The sequence below is a fragment of the Halomonas sp. KO116 genome (assembly GCF_000734975.2).
GTDB classification, from domain to species: domain Bacteria; phylum Pseudomonadota; class Gammaproteobacteria; order Pseudomonadales; family Halomonadaceae; genus Vreelandella; species Vreelandella glaciei.
This window is the reverse complement of record NZ_CP011052.1, coordinates 3770048-3792715: the sequence shown is the minus strand read 5'-3', so window position 1 is coordinate 3792715 and position 22668 is coordinate 3770048. Positions and strand designations below refer to the sequence as shown.

Sequence of the window (22668 nt, the reverse complement as noted above, 5' to 3'; positions counted from 1 at the left end):
GCAACAAAGGAAAAACCATGTCCCGTTTCGATGACTACCGCAACGCCTATCCCAACGCCCGTCTGAGCCGTACGCCTGACGGCGTGCTCGAAATCGCCCTGCACACCGACGGCGGCAAGCTCGTGTTCAACGGACACACACATGAGCAATTTGTCGATCTGTTCCATGACGTCGGCAGCGACCCTGACAACCGCGTGGTGATCCTCACCGGTACGGGCGACGCCTTCATGGACGCGATCAGCGCCGAAGGCTTCGATTTCTTCACCCCGCGCGGCTACGACAAGATCTATCGCGAAGGCAAGAAAGTGCTGATGAATCTCCTTGACATCGAAGTGCCGTTGATTGCTGCGCTCAACGGCCCGGTGCTACTGCACTCCGAATACGCGCTGCTGGCCGACATCGTGCTGGCCACGCCGGAAACGGTGTTCCAGGACAAGCCGCATTTCGATTTCGGCATCGTGCCCGGTGATGGCGTGAACCTGCTGTGGCCAGAAGTCATCGGCAGCGTACGCGGCCGTTATTTCATCCTGACCCGCCAGCAACTTGATGCACAGACCGCCCAGGCATGGGGCGCAGTCAACGAAGTGGTGCCGGCCGATCGCCTGCTGGTGCGTGCCCACGAGATCGCCGGCGAACTGGCGAAGCTGCCGCCGCTGACTGGTCGCTACACCCGTATCGCCCTGACCCAGAAGCTGCGCCGCATCATCGACGAAGGCGCCGGCTACGGTCTGGCGTTGGAGGGTATCAGCGCTGCCGAAGTGGCGCGCTCGATGCCCCCGCCCGCCTGATCTGCGCGACAGGTCGTCCGCCTCGCGGACGGCATGCTTTCTCATTTCCATGCTTACCAAGGACTTCCCCATGTCACTGCAAGACAAGCTCGACGCCTTCAAGGCCGACTTCCAAGCCGGCAAACCACCCTATAACGTGCCGCCTACTGTCATCGAAACCATGAACCGTGCCACCGCCGAACTGACTGCTTCCGGTGCTGCCCAGAAAGCACTGAAGGCAGGCGACCACGCGCCGGCCTTCACCCTCAACGACCCGGATGGCAAGCCGGTTTCGTCCATCGACCTGCTGCGCCGTGGAACGCTGGTGGTGACCTTCTACCGTGGTGTCTGGTGCCCGTACTGCAATCTGGAATTGCAGGCGCTGCAAGCCGCATTGCCGGACATCCATGCAGCGGGGGCTGGCGTGGTGGCGATCTCACCGCAGATTGCCGCCAACAGCCGCAAGGCGTTGCGTCAGAGCGCGCTGACGTATCCAATTCTGTCGGATCCGCACAATGATACGGCAGCCGCGTTCGGCCTGCGCTTCGAATTGCCGGACTACTTGGTCGAACTCTACAAGTCATTGAAAAACGACCTGCCTGCATTTAATGGCGATCCGAGCTGGACGCTGCCGATGCCTGGACGCTACGTGATCGCACCGGATGGCACCATCGTTTATGCAGAGGTCAATCCTGATTACACCCGCCGCCCCGATCCGTCGGAAATACTGCCGGCCATTCGCAAGGCCGCTGCCGGCGTCGCCTGAATCACTTGAATCCGCCGCCGTGTGGCGAGCGGTAAAGGAGCACACATGTCTCGTACTTTTCTCGTCACCGGTGCCAGCAAGGGCATCGGTCTTGCGCTTTCGGCGCGCCTTGCCGCAAGCGGTAACCATGTCGTCGGTTTGGCGCGCACTTCGCCACGCGACTTCCCCGGCACGTTCATTTCCGTCGATCTTGGCGATGACGATGCGACGAGAGTCGCATTGGATGACATCGCGCAACGCTTCGAGCTGGATGGCGTGGTGAACAACGTCGGCCTCGTTCGTCCTGCTTCGCTGGCTGACGTCACGCTGCCCGCACTGGACGAAGTCTTCAGCGTCAACCTGCATCCCGCGCTGTTGGCCGCGCAGGCGGCTTTGCCTGGCATGAGGGAACGACGCTGGGGCCGCATCGTCAACATTTCCAGCCTGACCATCCTTGGAATGCCGCACCGCACGGCCTATGCGGCCGCCAAGGCAGCGTTGGTCAGCTTCACCCGCAGTTGGGCGATAGAGCTGGCTGATGCCGGTATCACCGTCAATGCCGTGGCTCCCGGCCCAACCGAAACCGAATTGTTCCGCGCGAACAATTCGCCCGGCAGTGAAGGTGAGCAACGCTATCTTGCGGGGGTGCCGATGAGGCGCTTCGGGAAGCCAGAAGAGATTGCCGCGACCATCGCGTTCCTGCTTTCGGAAGAAGCTGGATTCATGACTGGACAGACCTTGCATGTCGATGGCGGCGCGTCCCTCGGACGCGCCGCGTTCTGAGGGAGGGCTCTCTTGTGTGTTTTACTATCTGCAACTGTTATTCACGGAGGAAGCATCCATGGCCATAGGCGGCTTGATAGGATTACTGGATGACATTGCCGCATTGGCGAAGTTGACCGCAGCATCATTGGACGATGTGAGTGCCGCCGCTGGGCGTGCGACGGCTAAGGCAGCAGGGGTGGTGGTGGATGATACGGCGGTGACGCCGCAATATTTGCAGGGGGTGGCAGCGGAGCGTGAACTGTCGCTTGTGAAGCAGATCGCGCTGGGGTCGATCCGCAACAAGCTGATTTTTATCCTGCCGGTGGCGCTGCTGCTGAATCACTTTTTGCCCGCGCTATTGCCAATCATCCTGATGATAGGTGGCACCTACCTGGCCTTTGAAGGCGCGGAGAAAGTTTGGCACAAGCTTTCCGGCAAGCATGACGAGGACAAGCCAGCGGTAGAGAAGGGGCCGGAAGCTGAGAAAAAGATCGTGAGTGGTGCCATTCGAACCGATCTGATTCTGTCCGCCGAAATCATGGTGATCGCGCTGGCCACGGTCTCCCATCAGGGGGTCTGGTCACAATTGGCGAGCCTGGTGGTAGTCGCCTTTGTCATCACACTTCTGGTGTATGGGGTAGTGGCGCTGTTGGTCAGGATGGATGACTTTGGTCTAAAGCTCGCTAAGCGGGAGAGTTCGGGAATGCAGACCCTGGGCCGTGGTCTGGTGACGGCCATGCCCAAGGTGTTAGCGACCATCTCGGTCGTGGGCACCGTCGCCATGCTCTGGGTGGGTGGGCATATCCTGATGGTCAACCTGGGTGCCGATGGCACGGCGTGGTTCAACGCGCCCTATGAATGGGTACACCATATTGAGCAAGGCATTAGCGAGGCAACCGGTGCCTTGGGCGGCACGCTGGGCTGGAGCTTCAATACGCTGTGCTCTGCGGTGATTGGCTTTTTGGTGGGCTCGGTAGTGGTGGGGGTGTTGCACCTCATTCCTATTAAGAAGGCGCATGCCGGGTAGGTGTGGGCTGCGAAGCGTTATTGGGCTGGCTACGTGAGGTGTTGAGTGATGAGTGACGCTAGGGTTTGTACGAAACTCACAAAGAGCATATCGACAAGATTATTACCCGCTGGCTAAAACGCCACTTGCAGCGGCTCGGGGCTGAGGTCGACCTCAATCAGCTCAACAGTTTGGTGGAGGATAAAGACATGTTGGCAGAAAATTTGGAAAACTGGGCTCAGCAAGAACGTCAGGAAGGCGAAAAGCTGGGTATTGAGAAAACAGCTCGTAATCTGCTCAAGCTGGGGGGGCTTAGTGACGAGCAAATCGCTGAAGTGACCGGCTTGGCGTTAGAGGATGTGGTTAAGTTGCGTATTGAAGGTAAGCGCTGATCGATTGCCTTCTGACCTAAGCGGCAGCCCTTGAACCTGCTCAATCTTGCCGATCCCGGTCATATCGCTCCATGGCAGGGAAAGGCGGCAGCCAATGTTCGCGGCGAATGTTCCAAAGCTCATACGTCGGTTTCAGTTGATTCGGAGCATCAAGGGCCCCAAGGTGTATTTCGATTTCTTCCTCGCTTACCGAAAAAACCGACGAACCACATGTCGAACAGAAGTAACGCCCCTGATAACTCTGCGGTTCGCCTTCGATAATGACAGCTCGCTTGGGATAATCAGCAGCCGCATAGAAAAGCGCCCCATGATGCTTACGACAATCCATACAGTGACAAATACCTACCCGAAGCGGCTCGCCATTGGCCACGATTCTGATCTTGCCGCAGAGACAGCCACCTGTTAGTTGAGCCATTGCCAATCTCCAGAAAATTCATACCTTCTGAATTCAAAGTAGGTGGCACTTTCGGTTTTGTCTTGCTGCCATCTCGTTGGTATTTAATGGCCGTCAATTTAATGGCCGTAAAATGACATAAATCGAGAATGACAGGCTTTAACACATAAGTTAATCAAGTGATACTTTACAGGGTCGAGAATCTCTACTTGGATTAAGGAGGACGGCGCTTCATTTTATAAAGGCATTTTGTAAAGGCATTGTTAGTGGGTTTGCCAAGCGCTCTTGATAGCAATCAACCACGAACAACGGAGGTACCTGGTTTGGCTACCAATAAAGCATCTCGGGGTGTGGGCGGTTGGTTTCTGCTCGTGTTCGCCATCATTCTGGTCATCCTCGGCCTGATTCTTGCAGCCGGCGGGATCTGGCTGGTGACGCTGGGAGGCTCCTGGTATTACCTCATTGCCGGTCTGGGGCTGATCATTTCGGGTGGCTTAATGGCCAGGGATTTGCTCACGGGAGTCTGGGTCTATTTCTTGGTTCTGTTAGGTACGCTGATTTGGGCCTTATGGGAGGTTGGCTTGTCGCCATGGGAGCTGCTGCCCCGGGTATTCGGTTACATCGTCCTGGGTGTCATCGTCTTGGCGCTCCTGCCCACTCTCAAACGCCGCCAAGCCACTATATGAGGAGCGCTGCCATGTTCACGTCACTGCGAGTGCTGGCCTATGTCGTCAGCCTGTCACTGGCGACGCATGCCGTTGCCCAGAATGCCGAGGGTGAAACCGAAGTCCCGGAGGAGCCCACCTCAAGCGAGGCCCAGACACCGACCTTCTCGGCGACGCCGCAGCCCAGCGATGACCCAGCGCCCGGCGATTGGGCCGCCTGGGGACGAGAGAGCGGCGCCTCACGTCATTCGCCGCTGGATGAAATCACGCCCGACAATGTCAGCCAGTTGGAGGTTGCCTGGACCTATCGCACTGGCGATATGCCGGAAGAAGGGGAGGGCAAATACGCGCCCGAAACTACACCGCTCAAGGTTGGCGACAATCTCTATCTCTGCTCGGCCATGAACGTCATGGTCTCCCTTGATGCACGGACCGGCGAGGAGCAGTGGCGCCATGATCCCCAGGTCGATCCAGGTGCCATTCCCTATAGCGCCAGCTGCCGCGGCGTGACCTATTACGAAGTTCCGGATGCCGCCGATGACCAGCTCTGCGCAACCCGCATTATCGAGGGGACGTTGGACGCCCGATTGATTGCCGTCGATGCGCAAACGGGCGAGCTGTGCCAGGAGTTTGGTGACGGCGGTACGGTAGATCTATGGGCAGGCATCGGCGAGAAGGTTCCCGGTTGGTACGCCGTCACCGCGCCACCGGTCGTCGTTCAGGGCGTCCTGGTGACCGGTGCCCAGGTCAAGGACGGGCAAGCGGAGGATGCGCCATCTGGCGTGATTCGCGGCTACGATGCCGTTACCGGCGAACTGGAGTGGGCCTGGGACATGGGCAAGCCCAATCTGGACGGGCTGCCACCCGAGGGCGAGACCTATACCCGAGGCACTCCCAACATGTGGACCACTGCTTCCTCCGATGAGGAGTTGGGTTACGTCTACCTGCCGATGGGCAACTCCTCGGTCGATTACTGGGGCGGGAACCGCAGCGAGGAAGAAAATGAATTCTCGACCTCGCTCGTCGCCATCGACGTCAACACCGGCGAACCGGTCTGGCACTTCCAGACCGTCCATTACGATGTCTGGGACTATGATCTTGGTTCGCAACCGACCCTGGTCGATTTCCCACGCGATGACGGCAGCACGGTGCCGGCGATCATTCTGCCCTCCAAACAGGGCGATATTTACGTTCTCAACCGTGAAACCGGCGAATCGCTATTTCCCGTGGAAGAGGTCGAGACGCCCACTGGCGGTGTTGAGCCAGATAACCTCTCGCCCACACAACCTAGTTCAGGTTATCACTCCCTCGCTTTCCCGAACCTAGAAGAGAAGGATATGTGGGGGATGACGCCCATTGACCAGTTGTGGTGTCGTATTCAATTCCGCCGAGCCTCCTATAAAGGCATGTACACGCCGCCGACCGTGGGTCAGCGCTTCATTCAGTACCCCGGATACAATGGCGGCAACGACTGGGGCAGTACAGCGGTGGACGCCGAGCGCGGCATCATCATTGCCAATTACAATGACATTCCCAACTTCAACCGTCTCATCCCCCGTGAAGAAGCCGAGGAACGTAATCTTCGACCCATCTATGCAGGAGGTGACAACACCGATAGCGAGTCGGATGGGCCCGCCGAAGGTGCCGGCGATCCACAAGTAGGTGCGCCTTATGCGATCGATGTCAATGCCGGCTGGCGAGCGCCGGTTACCGGCATGCCCTGTACCGCGCCTCCTTATGGCGGCATTCGCGCCATCGATCTCGCGAGCGGTGAAACGCTCTGGGATGAGCCATTGGGCACGGCACGTAAGAATGGCCCCTTCGGGATACCTTCATATATGCCTTTCAAGATCGGCACACCCAACAACGGTGGCCCTCTGCTGACGGCCAGCGGTCTGATATTCATCGCTGCCGCCACCGATGATCTGATTCGCGCCATCGACACGGAAACCGGTGAGGTGCTGTGGAGCGATGTGCTGCCAGCCGGTGGGCAGGCCAACCCCATAACCTATGAGGCGAATGGTCGCCAATACGTAGTCATCGGGGCCGGCGGGCATCACTTCATGGAAACACCGATAGGCGATTATGTAATCGCCTATGCGCTACCGGAAGACGGGAACTAAGATCGCTGTCTTGGCTGAGCCAGTATTCGACTGGCTCAGCTACCAGCCTGTGAGGATGAATATGGGAAGGGCTGACAAGAAAGACAAGCGTCCTAACAAGCCCTCTGAATGCCCATGAGCCGAATATAAACCTTAATCGGCTCATAAAATGATCCGATAGATGGTGCAATCAGCTCATTTATATTTGGGAATAGCTCCACTGGCCGTCTTTTTAACCGAGTAACTGTGCACCTGCCTCATCGCCGTCCCGTTCATTTGAGTCATTTAAGGCCCATGAGGGCTTTTGTGGGCCTTTAAATGCTCACTGTGGGTCAGGCTGGGCGAGGCCGTGACTATCTAACGTCTGTACCAACTACTTTTTACGCTTCCTGCTGACGATTAGCCGCCCGAACAAAAGCGCTGGGAGATTGGCCGAGCACCTTGCGAAACATGCTGGAGAAAGCGGCAGGGCTGTCGTAGCCGAGTTCCAGCGCAGTTCGGGTAACGGAGCTGCCGGATAGCAGCCTGGGAATCGCCACCATTAGGCAGGCCTGCTGGCGCCATACGCCAAAGGAGAGCCCGGTCTGCTGACGGAACAGACGATTGAAGGTGCGTTGACTGCAATGCAACTGCCGGGCCCACTCTTCGGGAAGAGTGTGAATGCTCGGTTGGCCGAGAAACGCTCTGCACAGGCTGGCGAGTGGAAGGTCATAGGGCAGGGGCGCAAACAGTGGCAGGGCCTGAGCCTGTTCCAGTTCGCATAGGAGTAGTTGAGCCAGGGCTCCGTCGCGGCCGTTTTCATCATAGAGTGCGGGGATGTGGGCGGAAGCCAGCAGCAGGTGATGCAGGAGAGGCGTCACGACCAGCACCTCACAGCTGCGCGAAGTGCGTGGCGCAACGTGGGGCTCGATATACAGACTTCGGGTGCTCACCCCGTTCATACGCACTTGGTGCCGCTTGCCCGCAGGTAGCCAGACGCCGCTATAGGGCGGCACCATCCAGGTGCCGTCATCCGTGTTCACCTCCATCACGCCGGTCATGCCATAGAGAAACTGGGCACGGCGATGAGTATGGAAGCCCAGGAGGGTGCCGGGGCGGTAATCAGTGCCGATGGCCACCATGGGCCGTGCTACATGATCCACATCTGAAAGAGGCGTATTGAGCATTAGCGTTAACCTGGCTGAAACGCGTTGATGGTTGTCCGAATGACGAATGTCGGCCAAGCCTCGCCAGCATATAGTGCCTGCTGTTTCGTTTCATCAGGAGAGTGCCGGTGTATAGCGTATTGCTTCTTTGTGGCGGGGTGGCGGGAGTGACCACCGTGTTGTTCGGTTTTGGTGGCGGGTTCGTGGTGGTTCCCTTGCTGTATACCTTGCTGATTGCCGTCCATGGGCTGAATAGTGGTATCGGTCAGGCGGCCATGCATATCGCGGTGGCCACTTCGACGGCATTGATGGTGTTTGCTGCTTCCCTGTCCACATGGCGCCATCACCAACGGCAGACCGTGCAATGGCACCTGGTGCGTCCGCTGTTGGGTTATATCGCCGTGGGCGCAGTGCTGGGCGCGACGGCTGCCGTGTCGTTAAGTGGCGAGTGGGTGCGCTGGGCGTTTATCGGCTATTTGGGGATTACGATTGCGGATGCCGTTCTGCGGCCCGGTTTTCTGCATCAGGCGGGGAGTGATGTGCCTCCTATGGGGCGTGGGGTAACGGCGATGACGGGGACACTGATTGGTGCGGTGGCCGCCTTGCTGGGCGTTGGCGGCAGTGTGATGACCGTACCGCTCATGCGCCGTAGAGGCGCGAGTATGACGGCAGCCACTGCCATGGCCAATCCGTTGTCGTTGCCCATGGCGGTGAGTGGCACCGCGACGTATGTGTTGCTGTCGGCAAATCACCCAGCGTTGGGGGACTGGTATGCCGGTTATGTGGATCTGCGCGCCTTGCTGGTTCTCACAGTGGGCTCATGGCTCGGTATTCGCCTGGCGTCGACCTGGATCGGACGCATTCCTGACCGTATTCATGCCAGGGTGTACCTGCTATTGCTGACCATGGTGCTGGTGGTGATGGCTTTTGTAGGTTGAAGCGCCCACTTTTGCTAGGCAGATTTATTTGGCAGAACCAAGGTAATATTTAGCTGTATGAATAAACAGTTTTTATGCTAAGGTTTACTTAATCTCTAATGGCGGGCGCGCTTGAGTCTCTCTTTTAGTATACAAAGATGAGTACTGCTGGATTGAGTGCTGCTTGCTTGGGAGGTGCTTGTTTTGAAGTCATAAGCGTTGTATGTAAACCTGGGAGGCAATACTCATGAATGATCAGCAAGTACAGATATTCACTAGCGAAGATGGGCTGTCACATCTAGAGGTAACACTGGAGCAAGAGACCGTTTGGTTGAGCCAAGCGCAGATGTGTGAATTATTTGGGCGCGAGCGTTCTGTCATTACGAAGCACATTCGCAATGTTTTTAAAGAAGGGGAATTAGAGCGAGATTCAGTATGTGCAAAATTTGCACATACTGCTGAAGATGGCAAATCTTATCAGGTTGATCACTTCAATATTGATGTCATTATTTCCGTTGGCTACCGCGTTAAATCTCCGCGAGGCGTTCAGTTTCGCAAGTGGGCTACAGATGTGCTCAAACAATATTTGATTCAAGGTTATACCTTAAACCAACGCCGTCTAACCGAGCGTGGCATAGAGTTTGAGCAGGCGGTGAATTTGCTCAGTCGAACCCTGACCAATCAAGGCTTGGTTTCAACAGAAGGAGAAGCGGTTGCTCGTGTGATTAGCGATTACGCTCGTTCCTGGAGCCTGCTGCAAGGTTACGACGAGCAACAATTGACCGAGCTAAACATTAAGCAGCCCGGTATGCATTCACTTGAGTTGGAAGAAGCTTTGAAAGCCATTGGTGAGTTGAAGCAAACCTTAATCGCCAAAGGTGAGGCAACCGAACTGTTTGGGCAGGTGCGGGGTGATGGTTTGACATCAGCCTTGGCCACCATTGAACAGGGGTTTGGCGACGAACTGTTTTACCCTAATGTAGCCACCCGAGCGGCGCACCTGCTTTATTTTGTGATCAAGAATCACCCTCTGGCCGATGGAAATAAGCGCTGTGGATCGTTTTTGTTTCTATGGTACTTGCGTCGCAACGCAGCTTTGCTGGCCCGTCCCGTTGAGCAGCTGATCAACGACAATACGCTTGTCGCCTTAGCGCTGTTAGTGGCTGAAAGCCTACCTGATCAGAAAACGTTAATGATTCGGCTGATCGAGCATTTCATACTGCTGAAAGAAGAATGAAGCTATCAATAAGGCAGAGCTGAGATCTAATGCCATGGCAGCGGCTCGCGATTGTACTGCCGCCAGTTGTGCAGGGTCGCCGCGCTCTATCGCTGGCGATTGGTTTGGTAGATAGAGCTACCGACCGCCGGTCATTCAACAAGCACGCGCTATATGATCACGTACTATGTTATCACGCCCTATGTGATGGAGTAGGCCAGCGCAACTCAAAACAAGAGCCACCCTCATCAGAGGGGTAACATCTGGCCTCGCCACGGTGGGCTCTCGCAATCGCCGCGACTACCGCCAATCCGAGCCCACTTCCTCGCTTGTCTCCTGGCATACCATTTTCGGCGTCCCGCGCATGGCGGAATGCCGTGAAAATATGCGCGGCATCTTCCTGCGGTATGCCTGGGCCAGCATCGCTAACACGCAAAACACACCACCCGTCGTTCTGGCGCGTTTGGATGATGAGTGTCCCTGGGGATGCATGCTGGCGAGCGTTTTCCAGCAACGCAAGCAATGCCTGACGTATGCGGAAGGGGTCGCAATACGCAGTGCCAGACTGCAGGTCAAGGGTTGGATAATGGTTTGATGCATCTAGGGCATGTCGACAAAATTCAACGACTGATTTAATTTCAGTAGAAAGATCACATTCCTTGATCTCAAGGTTCAGATGACCGCTTTCGGCCAAGCTTACGGCGCGAAGGTCTTCAATCAGTTGTGCCATGCCGTCGATTTGGGTAAGGAGACTTTGAAACTGGGGTTTTTCGGGGGGGAATACGCCTTCTGCCAAGCCTTGCAAACGTCCGCGTAAAATAGTGACGGGCGTTCGCAGCTCATGAGCAATAGCGGCATTCCAGAACGTCATTTCCTTGGACATACGCTGTAATTGGTCTGCTAGCGCATTGAAGTCGTTGGCTAACACGGTGGCCTCGCCTAAAGAGCGATCACCGGTGGTGGCGCGTGCGTCCAGGTCGCCTTGCGCGACGCGACGCATGCTTTCTGTGACGGAGTTTAGGGGTACCAGAATGCGACGTGCTAAGTGAATGCCCACTATCACGGCGAATGCCAGCCCAACTAACGTAGTGCCTACAAGCCAAGCCCACTCTAGCCCCGACGGGAACATGTTTGGTTCGTTAATCGACCCCTGCCAAAAATGGAAGGTAATGAAATAGAACACATAAGAGGTCACCACGACTAACAGCGTGATCCCAAACGCCATCGCTGCCATTGTTAACGCGATGGTCCGGCTCAATCCAATGAGTTTCATTCTGTTCCCCATAGCCGGTACCCAACGCCGCGTATGCCAACGGGTATGCCTCTCACATCGACGTCTTCCAGTTTTTTACGCAGCTTGCTTATATGGCTGTCGACAGTGCGCTCAAGCGCCTCACCTTCGGGCAGGCAGGCGGCCAATAACTCTGCGCGGGTGCACACCTTTTTGGGCGCGCGGGCAAGGTGCGTCAACAATCTGAACTCGGTGAGCGTTAACGCAAGGCTGTGCGAGTCTCCTCCTACCTGAACAAAGGCTTCGTGTTGTTCAAGATCGATCTCAAAGGGCGGCACCCGGAGGACACGGGGTTGGTGACTTGCATCAGCCATGGTGCGTCTTAACACTGCCTGAATGCGTGCGACGACCTCGGCAGGGTTAAACGGCTTGACGACGTAGTCGTCGGCACCAAAACGTAAACCCATGAGTTTATCGATATCCTGATCCATCGCGGTCAACATGATGACGGGTGTCTTACCACGGTGGCGAACCTCTGACAGCACCTGCCAGCCATCCATTTTAGGCATCTTTACATCAAGTAAGACGAGATCGGGTTTCATCGACATATGCATGTCCAATGCTTTGCGCCCATCTTCTGCGTAGATGGTTCGGTGCCCCGCCCGTTTCAGATAAGCCTGCAGAATATCAGCGATCTCAGGCTCGTCTTCGGCGATGAGAACCAGTGCTTGCTGGCCAGAATAAGAACTTGGCGACTGATGAGTCGTGGACATGAAAGCGCCTAATGAAACATTAATTGTGTTCTCCATCATATCTACACATACCGTCGACGTTAATACCACGCACCAGCGATATAGTCCTCTTCAATTCTATAAGTAGGCAAATGTTTGCCTATGTCTGAAGGGACGATACATGACGATCCGACATATCTATCGAAATGGTGGGTTCTGTGCCTTGCTGCTGATCGTGCTAACTGCTTGCGGTTCAGTTGAGCAAGAAGTAGCGCCGCCTCCTGCTCGAGTGACGGTTGTTACCTTGGAACCCGTTAAATTGGAGCTGACTGAAGACTTGTCGGCCCGGGTCGTCCCTTTTCAAATGGCGGAAATTCATCCGCAGGTGAGCGGGATTGTTCAACGTCGCCTGTTCGAACAGGGAACCGACGTGAGTGCGGGGCAGCCATTATTCGACATCAACCCAGCGCCGTTTCGAGCGGAAGTGGAAACAGCAGAAGCCGCTTTGCAGAAAGCCGAATCCGAACTCGCTCATGCCCGTGCGCAGTCAGCCCGGTTGGAGCCGCTTGTCCGGGCACAGTCGGTGAGCCGTCAGGCCTACGATGACACCGTATCCAAAAGTCAGCAGGCCGCCGCTGATGTGGCCCAAGCGCGTGCCACGCTGTCGCGCCGCCGCCTTGATCTGGAATTCTCCACGGTGGTGTCCCCCATTGCAGGCCGAATTGATCAGGCGTTGGTAACGGAGGGAGCGCTGGTGGCCAGCAGCGATAGCACGCCTATGGCCCGTGTTCAGCAGATCGATAAGGTCTATGTCGATGTTCGACGCCCGGCTTCCGCGCTCGAATCGCTTCAAGACGCGATGGCGTCGCAGCCCTCCCTCGACAATGGCTTACCGGTCACCATCCTGGGCAGCAACGGTACACCCTACGATGTCACCGGACGCATTCTTTTTTCGGGAATCAATGTGGACACCAGCACGGGTGACCTTTTGCTGCGAGTACTCGTAGACAATCCCAATCGACGCCTGCTGCCCGGCATGTTTGTGCGTGCCCGCGTGCCGTATGCACGCTATGACGATGCGTTGACGGTACCGCAACAGTCTGTGGTACGCATTGGCGGTAAGCCCTACGTTTGGTTGATTGGTGCTGACGACAAGGCGGTGATGGTCTCAGTGGAGCTTGGTGAATTGGCGAACGGCAATTATCGGGTGCAAACAGGAGTAACAGAGGGGCAGAAAGTCGTCGTCGAGGGTATCGAGCGCCTGACAGAGGGTGCCGACGTCAGCGTGGTTGCTTGGCAAATGTCATCGCCTCTTGAGGCTTCAGTGGCATCTTCTCACTAAGTTTCAGGAGTATCTTCAATGCCCCGGTTCTTTATCCAGCGCCCAGTCTTCGCGTGGGTAGTTGCGCTATTTATCATCCTGTCGGGTGTGATCGCCATCCCTAAGCTGCCGGTCGCTCACTACCCTTCGGTAGCGCCCCCTTCGGTGACCATCACCGCGACGTATCCCGGCGCCACACCGCAGACCATGAACGACGCCGTGCTTAGTCTCATCGAACGTGAGCTCTCCAGCGTCAAGAACCTGCTGTACTTCGAGTCGTCCGCCGACGCTTCTGGGTCGGCCTCTGTCACCGCCACCTTCAAGCCAGGGACAAACCCGGAACTGGCCCAAGTGGATGTACAGAATCGGCTCAAGGCCGTCGAACCTCGGTTACCCCAGGCGGTTCGTCAGGATGGGCTGAGCGTAGAGTCAGCGTCCTCCAGTTTTTTGATGATCGTGGGTCTGAGTTCCGAGGATGGGCGCTTTGATGAGATCGCCCTGAACGACTATATGGCGCGCAATATCGTCGAAGAGTTGCGCCGTATTGACGGCGTCGGGCGTGTGCAGCTGTTCGGTGCTGAGCAGGCAATGCGCATCTGGATAGAGCCGGAGAAGCTGATTGCTTTCGGCTTGTCGGTGAATGATCTCTCGACCGCGATCACGGAGCAGAACGCACCGATTGTGCCGGGCAGCATCGGTGCGTCTCCCTCCGTGCCAGGCCAAAAAGTCACTTCTCTATTGACCGCGCAGGGGCAATTGAGCACGCCGGAAGAGTTCGCCGCTATCGTCCTGCGCGCGAATGTCGACGGCTCCAACGTGGTGTTGGGCGATGTGGCGCGCGTCGAGTTGGGCGCCCAATCCTACGGCTTTTCCAATCGTGAGAATGGCCAGCCAGCGACGGCGGCAGCCATACAGCTGGCACCCGGTGCCAATGCTGTCCGCACGTCGGAAAGTGTGCAGGCGCGTTTGGCTGAGTTAAACCAGGCGCTACCCGCGGGTATGAGCTCATCGGTCCCCTTTAATACGGCCCCGTTCGTTAAGGTTTCTATCGAGAAGGTCATCCATACCCTTATCGAGGCGATGGTATTGGTGTTCCTGGTGATGCTGCTGTTTCTACAGAACATCCGTTACACGCTGATTCCCGCACTGGTCGCGCCGATTGCGTTGTTGGGGACCTTCACGGTGATGCTGCTGGCAGGTTTCTCAATCAACGTGCTGACGATGTTTGGCATGGTGTTGGCGATTGGCATCATCGTCGATGACGCTATCGTAGTGGTCGAGAACGTTGAGCGCATTATGGCCAAAGAGGGGTTATCGCCAAAGGACGCCACCATCAAAGCGATGAAGGAAATCACGGGCGCGGTGGTGGGGATCACCCTGGTATTGACGGTGGTGTTTATCCCGATGGCTTTCTCGAGTGGCTCGGTCGGCGTGATCTACAAGCAATTCGCGCTGGCAATGGTGGTTTCGATTCTGTTCTCGGCGTTTCTGGCGCTGTCGCTGACGCCAGCGCTATGCGCCACCCTTCTCAAGCCCATTAAGCCGGGGCACCACGACAAAGGCGGCTTCTTCGGCTGGTTCAACCAGGCGCTTACCCGTATGACCACCCGTTACGAATCGCGTGTTGGAAAGCTGGTCGCTCGCAGCGGTCGGGTCATGGTGGTGTTTGTGGTCATCGCGGGTGTGCTGCTGCTCGCCTTCCGCCAGTTGCCTTCGGCTTTTCTGCCGGAAGAGGATCAAGGCTATTTCATGACCAGTATCCAGTTGCCCGCTAATGCGACCACTGAGCGCACCTTGGATGTGGTCAAGGCGTATGAGGAGTACGTCATGGCGCGCCCTGCTGTAGACGGCAATATGTCTATTTTGGGCTTCGGATTCTCGGGCTCCGGCGCGAATACGGCACTGACGTTCACCACACTAAAGGATTGGGGGCAGCGCGACGGCGTTACGGCGGCGAGTGAAGTGGAAGGGGTTCAGGAAGCCATGAGTCAACTGAACGAAGGGACGGTAATGAGTATGTTACCGCCGGCCATTGATGAATTGGGCACCAAGTCCGGCTTTACGATGTTCTTGCAGGATCAACGCAATCAGGGGCCGGCCGCCCTTAAGGCTGCCGAGACGACGCTGCTAGAACTGGCGGCGCAGAGCAAGGTGGTCAGCGACGTCTATTCCGACGGCCTGCCAGCAGGTGCGAGCATTCGTCTTGATATTGATCGTCAAAAGGCCGAAGCGCTCGGGGTGTCGTTCGCCAATATTAGCGACATCCTGTCTACCGCAATGGGGTCGTCCTACATCAACGATTTCCCGAATGAGGGCCGGATGCAGCAGGTGATTATGCAAGCGGATGCGTCGGCACGCATGCAGGTTGATGACGTGCTCAAGCTGCACGTGCGTAATAGCAGGGGTGGCATGGTGTCCTTGTCAGAGGTGGTTACCCCGGTATGGGACGAAACACCGCTACAAATGGTGCGTTACCTGGGCTATCCCGCCACCAGTATTTCTGGCGGTGCGGCGACAGGTGCCTCCACCGGAGACGCCATGGCTGAAATGGAGCGTCTGGCGCAGCAACTTCCGCCCGGCTTCGCAGTGGCCTGGACGGGGCAGTCCCTTCAGGAACGCCAATCGGTAGCTCAGGCACCCATGCTGGTGGCGCTATCCATCCTGGCGGTGTTTCTGGTGTTAGCCGCGCTCTACGAGAGCTGGACCATTCCGCTCTCGGTCATCCTGGTTGTGCCGCTGGGGCTGCTGGGGGCGGTGGCCGCCATGTTGCTGCGAGACCTACCTAACGATGTGTTCTTTAAAGTCGGTATGGTCACCGTGATCGGGCTGTCTGCGAAAAACGCGATCCTGATCGTTGAGTTCGCAAAACAGTTGCGTGAGCAAGGTAAAGGGCTGATGGAGGCCGCGGTGGAAGCCGCCAGCCTGCGCCTGCGCCCGATTCTGATGACCTCACTCGCTTTCGGTTTGGGGGTGGTGCCATTGATGGTCGCGTTTGGCGCCAGCGCCAACACCCAGCATGCGATAGGCACGGGTGTTTTCGGCGGCATGGTCAGCGGAACGCTTCTGGTCATCCTTTTTGTCCCGGTGTTCTTCGTGTTCGTGATGGGCCTTCAGGAGCGGGTGAATGGTTGGCGAGCCCATAACGGCAAGGTACCTTAATGCTCTGTGGCGAAGGATGCTGCCTGTCGTGGTGACGCTCACTATTAGGCGTTAAGTGGCTAATGCTTGCTACTATTCCACAGCCCTGCAAGTGGCCCGCCTACCGGGGCGTTTTCAGGTAATGCCACGGTCGCGACTCGCGAGTGTGCTGCTGCCAGCTGTGCGGGGTCGCCGCGCTCTATTTCCGGTTCTTGGCCTGGTGGATAGGCGCCGACCATGCAGAAATCCTCGTCTGCTTCTACGCTGGCATGACCAACCCCCGCAGGTAACACCAGCACATCGCCAGCATAAAGCATCAGCTCGCTGCCGTTAGGCCCACCCAGCCGTGCCTTGGCCTGCCCGCGGAAAATGCCTAGTGCTTCATGGGCGGTGGAGTGAAAGTGGTCAAAGTCATACAGGTGGTAGCGCCACGCAGGTGGCCAGCCGTGGCGTTTGAACATGGCTTCGAACGACTCGGCCCGTTCCTCGGCATTACTGAGGTCGAGAACCTGGCGATAAACCAGCACCGGGAGAGGGGAGTTGGGGTAGCCGGTCGTTGCATCGCTGTCGAGATGAAGTCGCTCTGGCTGGGGGATAGACATCCTTGCCTCCTCATTTCTCGTTGGGGGTATGCTTTCAGCATGGTTTTAAACTTGGTTTTAAGAATAGTTTTTAATGCATAGCCGAGCAAATCGATAACCGACTGACTAGGTGTTTAGTCGATTACCGTCTAGCAGCCTACCCCCTCATTTTCTATTCGATTGCCTTGATGGCGTCAGTCAGTATCATATTGTGAGTGTTATTCATCATTATGTCCTTTTACCGCGAGCTTCTATGACCCAATCTAAAACGCCCTTCATTTTGGTGCTGAGCCTGGCAATGACCATGATGCTGGGCCCGTTTTCCATGGACACGTACCTGCCGGCCTTTCCGGTCATCGGTGAATCGCTGGGGGTTTCTCAGCAGGCGGTATCGTTGAGCGTTTCGGTGTATGTCTTTGCGTTGGCGTTGGGCCAGTTGATCGGCGGTGCGCTTTCAGACCGCTTCGGGCGCCAGCGGGTGTTGATGAGCGGGCTGGCGATTTTTGCGCTCTCAAGCATCGTCATTGGTATGTCGGACTCTTTAAACACGATGCTCGGCGGACGCGCCGTTCAGGCCCTTGGCGCCGGTTTTACCCTGGTATCTGTGCCGGCGCTGGTGCGCGACCGAGTGGCGGGCCGCGACGCCGCGAAGCTGTTCTCAATGATGGGCTTTATCATGGTGCTGGCGCCGGGCATAGCTCCGAGCGTAGGCAGCGCGATTCTGGTGCTGGGTTCCTGGCACACTATCTTTTTCGCCTTGGCGGTATACGCGGTGCTACTGGTGCCGTTGCTGGTGCGGGTGATTTTTACCGGCACGGGCAAGGTATCTCGCGCGAAAAGCCCTAAGATGAGCCTGCTGGCGCGTTACAAATTGGTACTGTCGACAAAACCGGCCCTGCCGTTCATCGTTTGGCAGGCTGCCTCTTTTTCTACCCTGATGATGTTTATCACCTATGCGTCATTTATCTATCAGGGGCATTTCGGCCAGTCGCCTGCCAGCTTTTCGATGCTGTTTGCGGCGAATATCGTCGCGATGCTTATCTTCAACATTCTCAATCGAGCGTTGCTTTCCAGGCTACCGTCACTGCGTATCCTACAGTTGGCAACGGGCTGTCAGGCAGTCGGCATACTATTGCTGGTGATGGCGGCTTTCATGGAGTGGCCGCTGTACGCCTTCCTGCCCGCCATGATGCTGACCATCGGCTCGATAGGGGCGATCTCGCCGAATATTCAGGCCTGTTTTTTGGAGTTTTTTCCCACCAGTGGCGGGACGGCTGCAGCGCTTTTGGGCGCAGCCCAGTTCGGTGTTGCGGGGCTGCTGAGCGCCTTGTCCGCCATGTTGCCGCATACGCTGGAAGCGGTCATTCTGGCCATGGCTGCCTGTGGCTCGGTGGCGTATCTGATGCTTGCCCGCTCTATCATCAAAGGGCGTGCCGCTGTTGAGGCGCGCTAGGTCAGGCTCTACTCACTTGTTGCTAAAAGCCCTTTGCCAAAAGCCTCGTGTTATCCAAAACACGGGGCTTTTTTATGTTGTGAACATGGGGCGTTGGCGGTGTGGATTCCGCCATGCCGCCCGATCGGTATCATCATCGGTTTGCCGGTGACGGGGTCTTCGATGACCCGGCTTTCCAGGCCAAATACCTCACGCACCATTTGCTCGGTCAGAATCTCCCCCGGCGGGCCTGCCGCGTAAACCTTGCCGTTAGCCATGGCGACCAGTTGGTCGGCGTAGCGGGCTGCCAGGTTGAGTTCGTGGAGCACCATCACGATGGTGGTGCCGCGCTGCCGGTTTAGGTCGGTGAGCAGGTCGAGCACGTCGATCTGGTGGTTGATATCCAGAAAGGTGGTGGGCTCATCCAGCAGCAGCACCTTGGTTTGTTGGGCCAGCGCCATGGCGATCCACACCCGCTGGCGCTGCCCGCCGGAAAGCTCGTCCATGTGGCGTTCGGCCAGCTCGCTCAGGTGGGTGGCGGCCAGGGCGTCGGCGACGGCCACTTCATCTGCCGAGCTCCAACGCTTGAACAGCCCCTGGTGCGGGTGGCGGCCCCGGCTGACCAGCTCGAGCACGCTAATGCCTTCCGGGGCGATGGGCGATTGCGGCAGAAACCCAAGTTGTTGTGCCAGGTGGCGGGTGGGTAGCTGGTGAATGGCGTTACCCTCCAGCAGCACGCTGCCCTGGCTGGGTGTCAGTAACCGTGAAAGCACGCGCAAAAGCGTCGATTTTCCACAGGCGTTGGCGCCCACAATGGCGGTGGTCTGGCCGGCAGGCACAGACAGGTTAACGTCATACAGAATGGTGCGTTCCCCGTAGCCTGCCACCAGGCCCTGGGCGAGTAGTGAACAAGCGCTCATAGGGAGCCTCGGGTTTTGTTGTCGCGAAGTATCAAGTAGAGAAGATAAGGCGCGCCTAAAACGCCGGTCACGATGCCGACTGGATAGCGGGCGGGCAGCAGGAACTGTCCGGCGTAATCCCCGAGCAGCACCAGCAGGGCTCCCACCAGCGCGGCGGGCATCAGCAGCGAGCCGTTGCGGCCCATCAGGCGCGCCGCAATCGGGCCGGACAGAAACGCCACAAAGGCCACCGGGCCGGAAACGGCAGTGGCAAACGCCACCAGCGCCACGGCGGTAATGACCACGATTACCCGCGTCACCGCCAGGCGAACCCCCAGCCCGGCGGCAAGGTCGTCACCCATGCGTAGGGTTTCAAGGTCGCGGTGGCGGCTCAATAGCAGCCCGCCGAACAGCAGCAGGGCGATCAACAGCGGCAGCGCTTGATCCAGCTGAACGCCGTTAACGCTGCCGGTGAGCCAGCGCAGGGCTTCTTGTAGCGTCCAACTGGGTGCGCGCATTAAAAGATAGGCGGTAATACTTTGCAGCATTGCGGCCAGGCCAATGCCGATCAGAATCAGCCGCCCGCCGGTCACGCCCTGGCGCCAGGAGAGCGTGTAGATCAACAACGCCACGCCCAGCCCGGCAGCAATCGCCACCATCGAAACCGCCGGGCCGCTCAGCGAGAGCACCACGATGGCGAACACGGCGCCGGTGCTGGCGCCGGTGCTGATGCCAATGATATCCGGGCTTGCCAGCGGGTTGCGCAGCATGGTTTGAAAGGCGATGCCGCCCAGGCCAAAGCAGGCGCCTACCAGCACTGAAACGACGGCCCTGGGCAAGCGCAGCTCACGTACGGTGAAACCAGCGCCCGGCACTTCCGCACCGCCCAGTATGCGCAGCACCGTGGTGAGCGGCGTGAAGGACTGCCCCAGCATCAGGGTCAACAGCACGCCTGCTAAAAGGCAGGCAAAAAGCACCGCCATGATGCGTACGCGGTGCTGAGTGTTTGCTCGGCGGATGTGTCGGAAGTGGCTAATCGCGTTGAGGGGCGGCTGGTTCATAGCGAGCCTACCTTGCGGTTGCGCACTATCCAGATAAATACCGGCGCGCCGATAAAGGCGGTCACGATGCCCACGTCCAGCTCTGAAGGGTGGGCGATTAGCCGCCCGGCCACGTCTGAAAACGTCAGCAGTGCCGCACCACCCAGGGCAGAGAAGGGCAGTAGCCAGCGATAATCGCCGCCCGCTAGCAGGCGGCAGGCGTGGGGTACGACCAGCCCCACAAAGCCAATCGGGCCGCACACCGCCGTAATCGGGCCGCACAGCAGTACCGCGCCCACTGCCGACATGGCCCTGGCCACGGCCACCTTTTCACCCAGACCGGCGGCGGTGTCATCGCCCAGGGCCAGCATATTGAGTTTGCGTGCGGCGAGCAGGGTGATCACAAACCCTGTCATTAGAAAGGGCAATACGGGCAGAAGCTGATCGTAGGTCGCGCCGCCCACGCCGCCCACCAGCCAAGATTGCACCAATCCGCCAATATCCCCCCTTGGCAGTACCACGGCAGTGGTTAGCGAACTAAGCGCGGCAGTGATGGCCGCCCCTGCCAGTGCCAGTCTAAGTGGGGTGGCGCCGCCCCGGCCGAGGCTGGCTATCGCGTAAACCGCACAGGCAGAGATGGCGGCGCCAGCAATGGCTGTCCAGATGTAGCTGGTCGTCTCGTCGATGCCGAACCAGGCAATGCCAATCACCACTGCCAGCGCCGCCCCGGCATTAACGCCCAGCAGGCCGGGGTCGGCCAGCGGGTTGCGGGTCAGGCCCTGCATGACGCCACCGGAAACCCCCAGGGCAGCGCCGGCCAGCATGGCAAGCAGCGTGCGCGGCAGGCGGCTGGCCACGGCAGCATCGCCCATGGTTTCTACCTGGCCGCTCAGCGCGGCGACGATTTCTGACCAGCCCACTTCTCGGGCACCAAACGCGACCGAGAGCATGGCGGCAAGGCCGAGCAGAATAAGCAGCGCTGTGCCACCGGACAACCGTTGGGCAGCATTGCGTTTGATGCGAAGAGCGATAGCGCGATTAACGCTTGAGCCAGACGCCGGGACGCTACTGCTGTGACTTGCGTGCGGCTTCTGAGAGCAGGTCTGCATAATCGTCCAGTAACCATGAAATCGACATGGGAGTCGGGTTGGCCGCTGTGCCCAGCGGCGTATTACCCAGCATGACAATGGCGCCGTTTTCCACCACCGGCAGGCGGGAGGTAAGTGGGTGCGCGTTGAGCTGATCGATCAGCGGCTGACCGCCGTAGGTGACAAGAATATCCACATCGTTGAGCTTGTCGATCAGTTCAGAGCTGATTTCGCCAGCGAATCTACCGGGGGTAGAGTTCTGTTTGACGACCTCAGGCGAGACTAGCCCCAGGTCATGAAAAAACCGCACCCGCGCGTCGTTGTCGGTGTAGAACGAAATGCGCCCCAGGTTGGTGGGGTCAAGGTGGGTCACGAACATGGCTGTCTTGCCCGCAAGGTCAGGGTGGTTGGCGGCGGTGTCTGCAATCTGTGCCTCAAGCTGCTCGATGAGCGCATGGCCTTCCTCCGCCATGCCCATGCCTTGGCTGTTCAACTGGATCATATCCCGCCAGTCGGTCGCCCAGGGGCCCTCGGGGTAGGCGACTACCGGGGCAATCTGGCTCAAGGTGGTGTAGTCCGCCTGGCTCAGCCCCGAATAGGCCGCCAGAATCACATCGGGCTGGCTGGCCGCCACGGCTTCAAAATCAATCCCGTCGCCTTCGTCGAACAGGGCGGGGGGCGTGGCATTCAGCTCGTCAAGCCGGGCTTCCACCCAGGGCAGTAGCCCGTTGTCGTTGTCGTCGCCAAAGTTGGCTGCCGCAAAGCCGACCGGTACCACGCCAAGCGCCAGCGGCACCTCGTGATTGGCCCAGGCCACAGTGGCGACACGTTCGGGTTTTTCTGTGAGCACTGTGGTACCCAGGGCGTGTTCGATTTCAAGCGGATATTGCTGTGCGCCAACGGGCAAAGCGCCGAGGCTGCACGCAGCGATAAGCGCCACGTAAGCGCTCAGACTTCTATGGAACAGGGCCATAGCCTTCTCTAAAAGCTTAAGACGTAAATAACGGATAATTCTCACTGCGTGGTAAGGACGCAGCGTCTAGATATATAACGGGTAGTCCGGGTGATGCATGTCGTCACGATGTACTATAAT

General features: G+C 57.9%; 21 protein-coding genes. 12 read left to right on the top strand and 9 right to left on the bottom strand.

Annotated features, from left to right (window positions below; genetic code table 11):
* The first annotated feature begins 17 nt into the window (after window positions 1-17).
* From KO116_RS17285 to KO116_RS25900, 5 genes are all read left to right on the top strand, one after another.
* Window positions 18-788: an enoyl-CoA hydratase/isomerase family protein gene (locus KO116_RS17285; protein ID WP_035563747.1), complete on the top strand. Its 771-nt coding sequence runs from the start codon at window positions 18-20 to the stop codon at window positions 786-788.
* Between the two features lie 70 nt (window positions 789-858).
* Entirely contained in the window at window positions 859-1533 is a 675-nt protein-coding gene (locus KO116_RS17280) for a peroxiredoxin-like family protein (protein WP_035563750.1), read from the top strand.
* A gap of 45 nt (window positions 1534-1578) precedes the next feature.
* On the top strand, window positions 1579-2295 hold the full coding sequence (locus KO116_RS17275) for an SDR family oxidoreductase (protein WP_035563754.1): 717 nt from the start codon (window positions 1579-1581) through the stop codon (window positions 2293-2295).
* 58 nt (window positions 2296-2353) lie between these two features.
* Window positions 2354-3304, top strand: coding sequence for a DUF808 domain-containing protein (locus KO116_RS17270; RefSeq protein ID WP_035563758.1), 951 nt, complete (start codon window positions 2354-2356; stop codon window positions 3302-3304).
* Between the two features lie 65 nt (window positions 3305-3369).
* Entirely contained in the window at window positions 3370-3675 is a 306-nt protein-coding gene (locus tag KO116_RS25900) for a hypothetical protein (protein WP_045812167.1), read from the top strand.
* 40 nt (window positions 3676-3715) lie between these two features.
* On the opposite strand, the gene KO116_RS24755 is transcribed toward KO116_RS25900, so the two are convergent.
* Entirely contained in the window at window positions 3716-4090 is a 375-nt protein-coding gene (locus KO116_RS24755) for a GFA family protein (protein ID WP_082072631.1), read from the bottom strand.
* Between the two features lie 302 nt (window positions 4091-4392).
* Between KO116_RS24755 and KO116_RS17255 the strand changes: the two genes are divergently transcribed.
* Both KO116_RS17255 and KO116_RS17250 read left to right on the top strand, forming a co-directional pair.
* Entirely contained in the window at window positions 4393-4755 is a 363-nt protein-coding gene (locus tag KO116_RS17255) for a hypothetical protein (protein WP_045812166.1), read from the top strand.
* Window positions 4659-6857, top strand: a complete 2199-nt coding sequence (locus KO116_RS17250) for a pyrroloquinoline quinone-dependent dehydrogenase (RefSeq protein ID WP_235272415.1) — start codon at window positions 4659-4661, stop codon at window positions 6855-6857. Before KO116_RS17255 ends, KO116_RS17250 begins: the two co-directional genes overlap by 97 nt.
* 359 nt (window positions 6858-7216) lie before the next feature.
* Here the strand turns inward: KO116_RS17250 and KO116_RS17245 are convergent, their stop codons facing one another.
* Complete coding sequence (locus tag KO116_RS17245) at window positions 7217-8002, bottom strand: AraC family transcriptional regulator (RefSeq protein WP_035563768.1); 786 nt, start codon at window positions 8000-8002, stop codon at window positions 7217-7219.
* A gap of 107 nt (window positions 8003-8109) precedes the next feature.
* Between KO116_RS17245 and KO116_RS17240 the strand changes: the two genes are divergently transcribed.
* Both KO116_RS17240 and rhuM read left to right on the top strand, forming a co-directional pair.
* Window positions 8110-8919 (top strand): sulfite exporter TauE/SafE family protein, encoded by an 810-nt coding sequence (locus KO116_RS17240; protein ID WP_035563770.1) that lies wholly within the window; start codon window positions 8110-8112, stop codon window positions 8917-8919.
* Between the two features lie 226 nt (window positions 8920-9145).
* On the top strand, window positions 9146-10135 hold the full coding sequence (gene rhuM, locus KO116_RS17235; RefSeq protein WP_035563772.1) for a virulence protein RhuM/Fic/DOC family protein: 990 nt from the start codon (window positions 9146-9148) through the stop codon (window positions 10133-10135).
* A 172-nt stretch (window positions 10136-10307) separates the two neighbouring features.
* Here rhuM and KO116_RS17230 read toward each other — a convergent pair whose 3' ends face one another.
* Both KO116_RS17230 and KO116_RS17225 read right to left on the bottom strand, forming a co-directional pair.
* Complete coding sequence (locus KO116_RS17230; protein ID WP_035563775.1) at window positions 10308-11387, bottom strand: ATP-binding protein; 1080 nt, start codon at window positions 11385-11387, stop codon at window positions 10308-10310.
* Window positions 11384-12118 (bottom strand): response regulator, encoded by a 735-nt coding sequence (locus KO116_RS17225; protein WP_035563777.1) that lies wholly within the window; start codon window positions 12116-12118, stop codon window positions 11384-11386. The genes KO116_RS17230 and KO116_RS17225 overlap by 4 nt, the downstream gene beginning before the upstream one ends.
* A gap of 139 nt (window positions 12119-12257) precedes the next feature.
* Between KO116_RS17225 and KO116_RS17220 the strand changes: the two genes are divergently transcribed.
* Window positions 12258-13418, top strand: a complete 1161-nt coding sequence (locus tag KO116_RS17220; protein WP_035563779.1) for an efflux RND transporter periplasmic adaptor subunit — start codon at window positions 12258-12260, stop codon at window positions 13416-13418.
* Window positions 13419-13436: 18 nt separating this feature from the next.
* Window positions 13437-16556 (top strand): multidrug efflux RND transporter permease subunit, encoded by a 3120-nt coding sequence (locus KO116_RS17215; protein WP_035563782.1) that lies wholly within the window; start codon window positions 13437-13439, stop codon window positions 16554-16556.
* Window positions 16557-16615: 59 nt separating this feature from the next.
* Here KO116_RS17215 and KO116_RS17210 read toward each other — a convergent pair whose 3' ends face one another.
* Complete coding sequence (locus KO116_RS17210) at window positions 16616-17137, bottom strand: cupin (protein ID WP_035563785.1); 522 nt, start codon at window positions 17135-17137, stop codon at window positions 16616-16618.
* Between the two features lie 232 nt (window positions 17138-17369).
* Between KO116_RS17210 and KO116_RS17205 the strand changes: the two genes are divergently transcribed.
* Window positions 17370-18569: a multidrug effflux MFS transporter gene (locus tag KO116_RS17205; protein WP_035563787.1), complete on the top strand. Its 1200-nt coding sequence runs from the start codon at window positions 17370-17372 to the stop codon at window positions 18567-18569.
* Window positions 18570-18619: 50 nt separating this feature from the next.
* On the opposite strand, the gene KO116_RS17200 is transcribed toward KO116_RS17205, so the two are convergent.
* From KO116_RS17200 to KO116_RS17185, 4 genes are read right to left on the bottom strand one after another with little or no spacing between them, the layout of a single operon-like run.
* Complete coding sequence (locus tag KO116_RS17200; protein ID WP_035563790.1) at window positions 18620-19468, bottom strand: ABC transporter ATP-binding protein; 849 nt, start codon at window positions 19466-19468, stop codon at window positions 18620-18622.
* On the bottom strand, window positions 19465-20508 hold the full coding sequence (locus KO116_RS17195) for a FecCD family ABC transporter permease (RefSeq protein ID WP_045812165.1): 1044 nt from the start codon (window positions 20506-20508) through the stop codon (window positions 19465-19467). Before KO116_RS17195 ends, KO116_RS17200 begins: the two co-directional genes overlap by 4 nt.
* Window positions 20505-21596: a FecCD family ABC transporter permease gene (locus KO116_RS17190; RefSeq protein ID WP_235272413.1), complete on the bottom strand. Its 1092-nt coding sequence runs from the start codon at window positions 21594-21596 to the stop codon at window positions 20505-20507. The genes KO116_RS17195 and KO116_RS17190 overlap by 4 nt, the downstream gene beginning before the upstream one ends.
* Window positions 21553-22548 (bottom strand): iron-siderophore ABC transporter substrate-binding protein, encoded by a 996-nt coding sequence (locus tag KO116_RS17185; protein WP_035563793.1) that lies wholly within the window; start codon window positions 22546-22548, stop codon window positions 21553-21555. Before KO116_RS17185 ends, KO116_RS17190 begins: the two co-directional genes overlap by 44 nt.
* Window positions 22549-22668 lie beyond the last annotated feature (120 nt).

Bases quoted from the DNA above. Each gene is read 5' to 3' on its own strand.
- KO116_RS17245 (WP_035563768.1), bottom strand. From the start codon at position 8,002: ATGCTCAATACGCCTCTTTCAGATGTGGATCATGTAGCACGGCCCATG.
- KO116_RS17285 (WP_035563747.1), top strand. From the start codon at position 18: ATGTCCCGTTTCGATGACTACCGCAACGCCTATCCCAACGCCCGTCTG.
- KO116_RS17230 (WP_035563775.1), bottom strand. From the start codon at position 11,387: ATGAAACTCATTGGATTGAGCCGGACCATCGCGTTAACAATGGCAGCG.
- KO116_RS17220 (WP_035563779.1), top strand. From the start codon at position 12,258: ATGACGATCCGACATATCTATCGAAATGGTGGGTTCTGTGCCTTGCTG.
- KO116_RS17195 (WP_045812165.1), bottom strand. From the start codon at position 20,508: ATGAACCAGCCGCCCCTCAACGCGATTAGCCACTTCCGACACATCCGC.
- KO116_RS17185 (WP_035563793.1), bottom strand. From the start codon at position 22,548: ATGGCCCTGTTCCATAGAAGTCTGAGCGCTTACGTGGCGCTTATCGCT.
- KO116_RS24755 (WP_082072631.1), bottom strand. From the start codon at position 4,090: ATGGCTCAACTAACAGGTGGCTGTCTCTGCGGCAAGATCAGAATCGTG.
- KO116_RS17275 (WP_035563754.1), top strand. From the start codon at position 1,579: ATGTCTCGTACTTTTCTCGTCACCGGTGCCAGCAAGGGCATCGGTCTT.
- KO116_RS17210 (WP_035563785.1), bottom strand. From the start codon at position 17,137: ATGTCTATCCCCCAGCCAGAGCGACTTCATCTCGACAGCGATGCAACG.
- KO116_RS17280 (WP_035563750.1), top strand. From the start codon at position 859: ATGTCACTGCAAGACAAGCTCGACGCCTTCAAGGCCGACTTCCAAGCC.
- KO116_RS17270 (WP_035563758.1), top strand. From the start codon at position 2,354: ATGGCCATAGGCGGCTTGATAGGATTACTGGATGACATTGCCGCATTG.
- KO116_RS17200 (WP_035563790.1), bottom strand. From the start codon at position 19,468: ATGAGCGCTTGTTCACTACTCGCCCAGGGCCTGGTGGCAGGCTACGGG.
- KO116_RS17215 (WP_035563782.1), top strand. From the start codon at position 13,437: ATGCCCCGGTTCTTTATCCAGCGCCCAGTCTTCGCGTGGGTAGTTGCG.
- KO116_RS17225 (WP_035563777.1), bottom strand. From the start codon at position 12,118: ATGTCCACGACTCATCAGTCGCCAAGTTCTTATTCTGGCCAGCAAGCA.
- KO116_RS17190 (WP_235272413.1), bottom strand. From the start codon at position 21,596: ATGCAGACCTGCTCTCAGAAGCCGCACGCAAGTCACAGCAGTAGCGTC.
- KO116_RS17250 (WP_235272415.1), top strand. From the start codon at position 4,659: ATGGGAGCTGCTGCCCCGGGTATTCGGTTACATCGTCCTGGGTGTCAT.
- rhuM (WP_035563772.1), top strand. From the start codon at position 9,146: ATGAATGATCAGCAAGTACAGATATTCACTAGCGAAGATGGGCTGTCA.
- KO116_RS17205 (WP_035563787.1), top strand. From the start codon at position 17,370: ATGACCCAATCTAAAACGCCCTTCATTTTGGTGCTGAGCCTGGCAATG.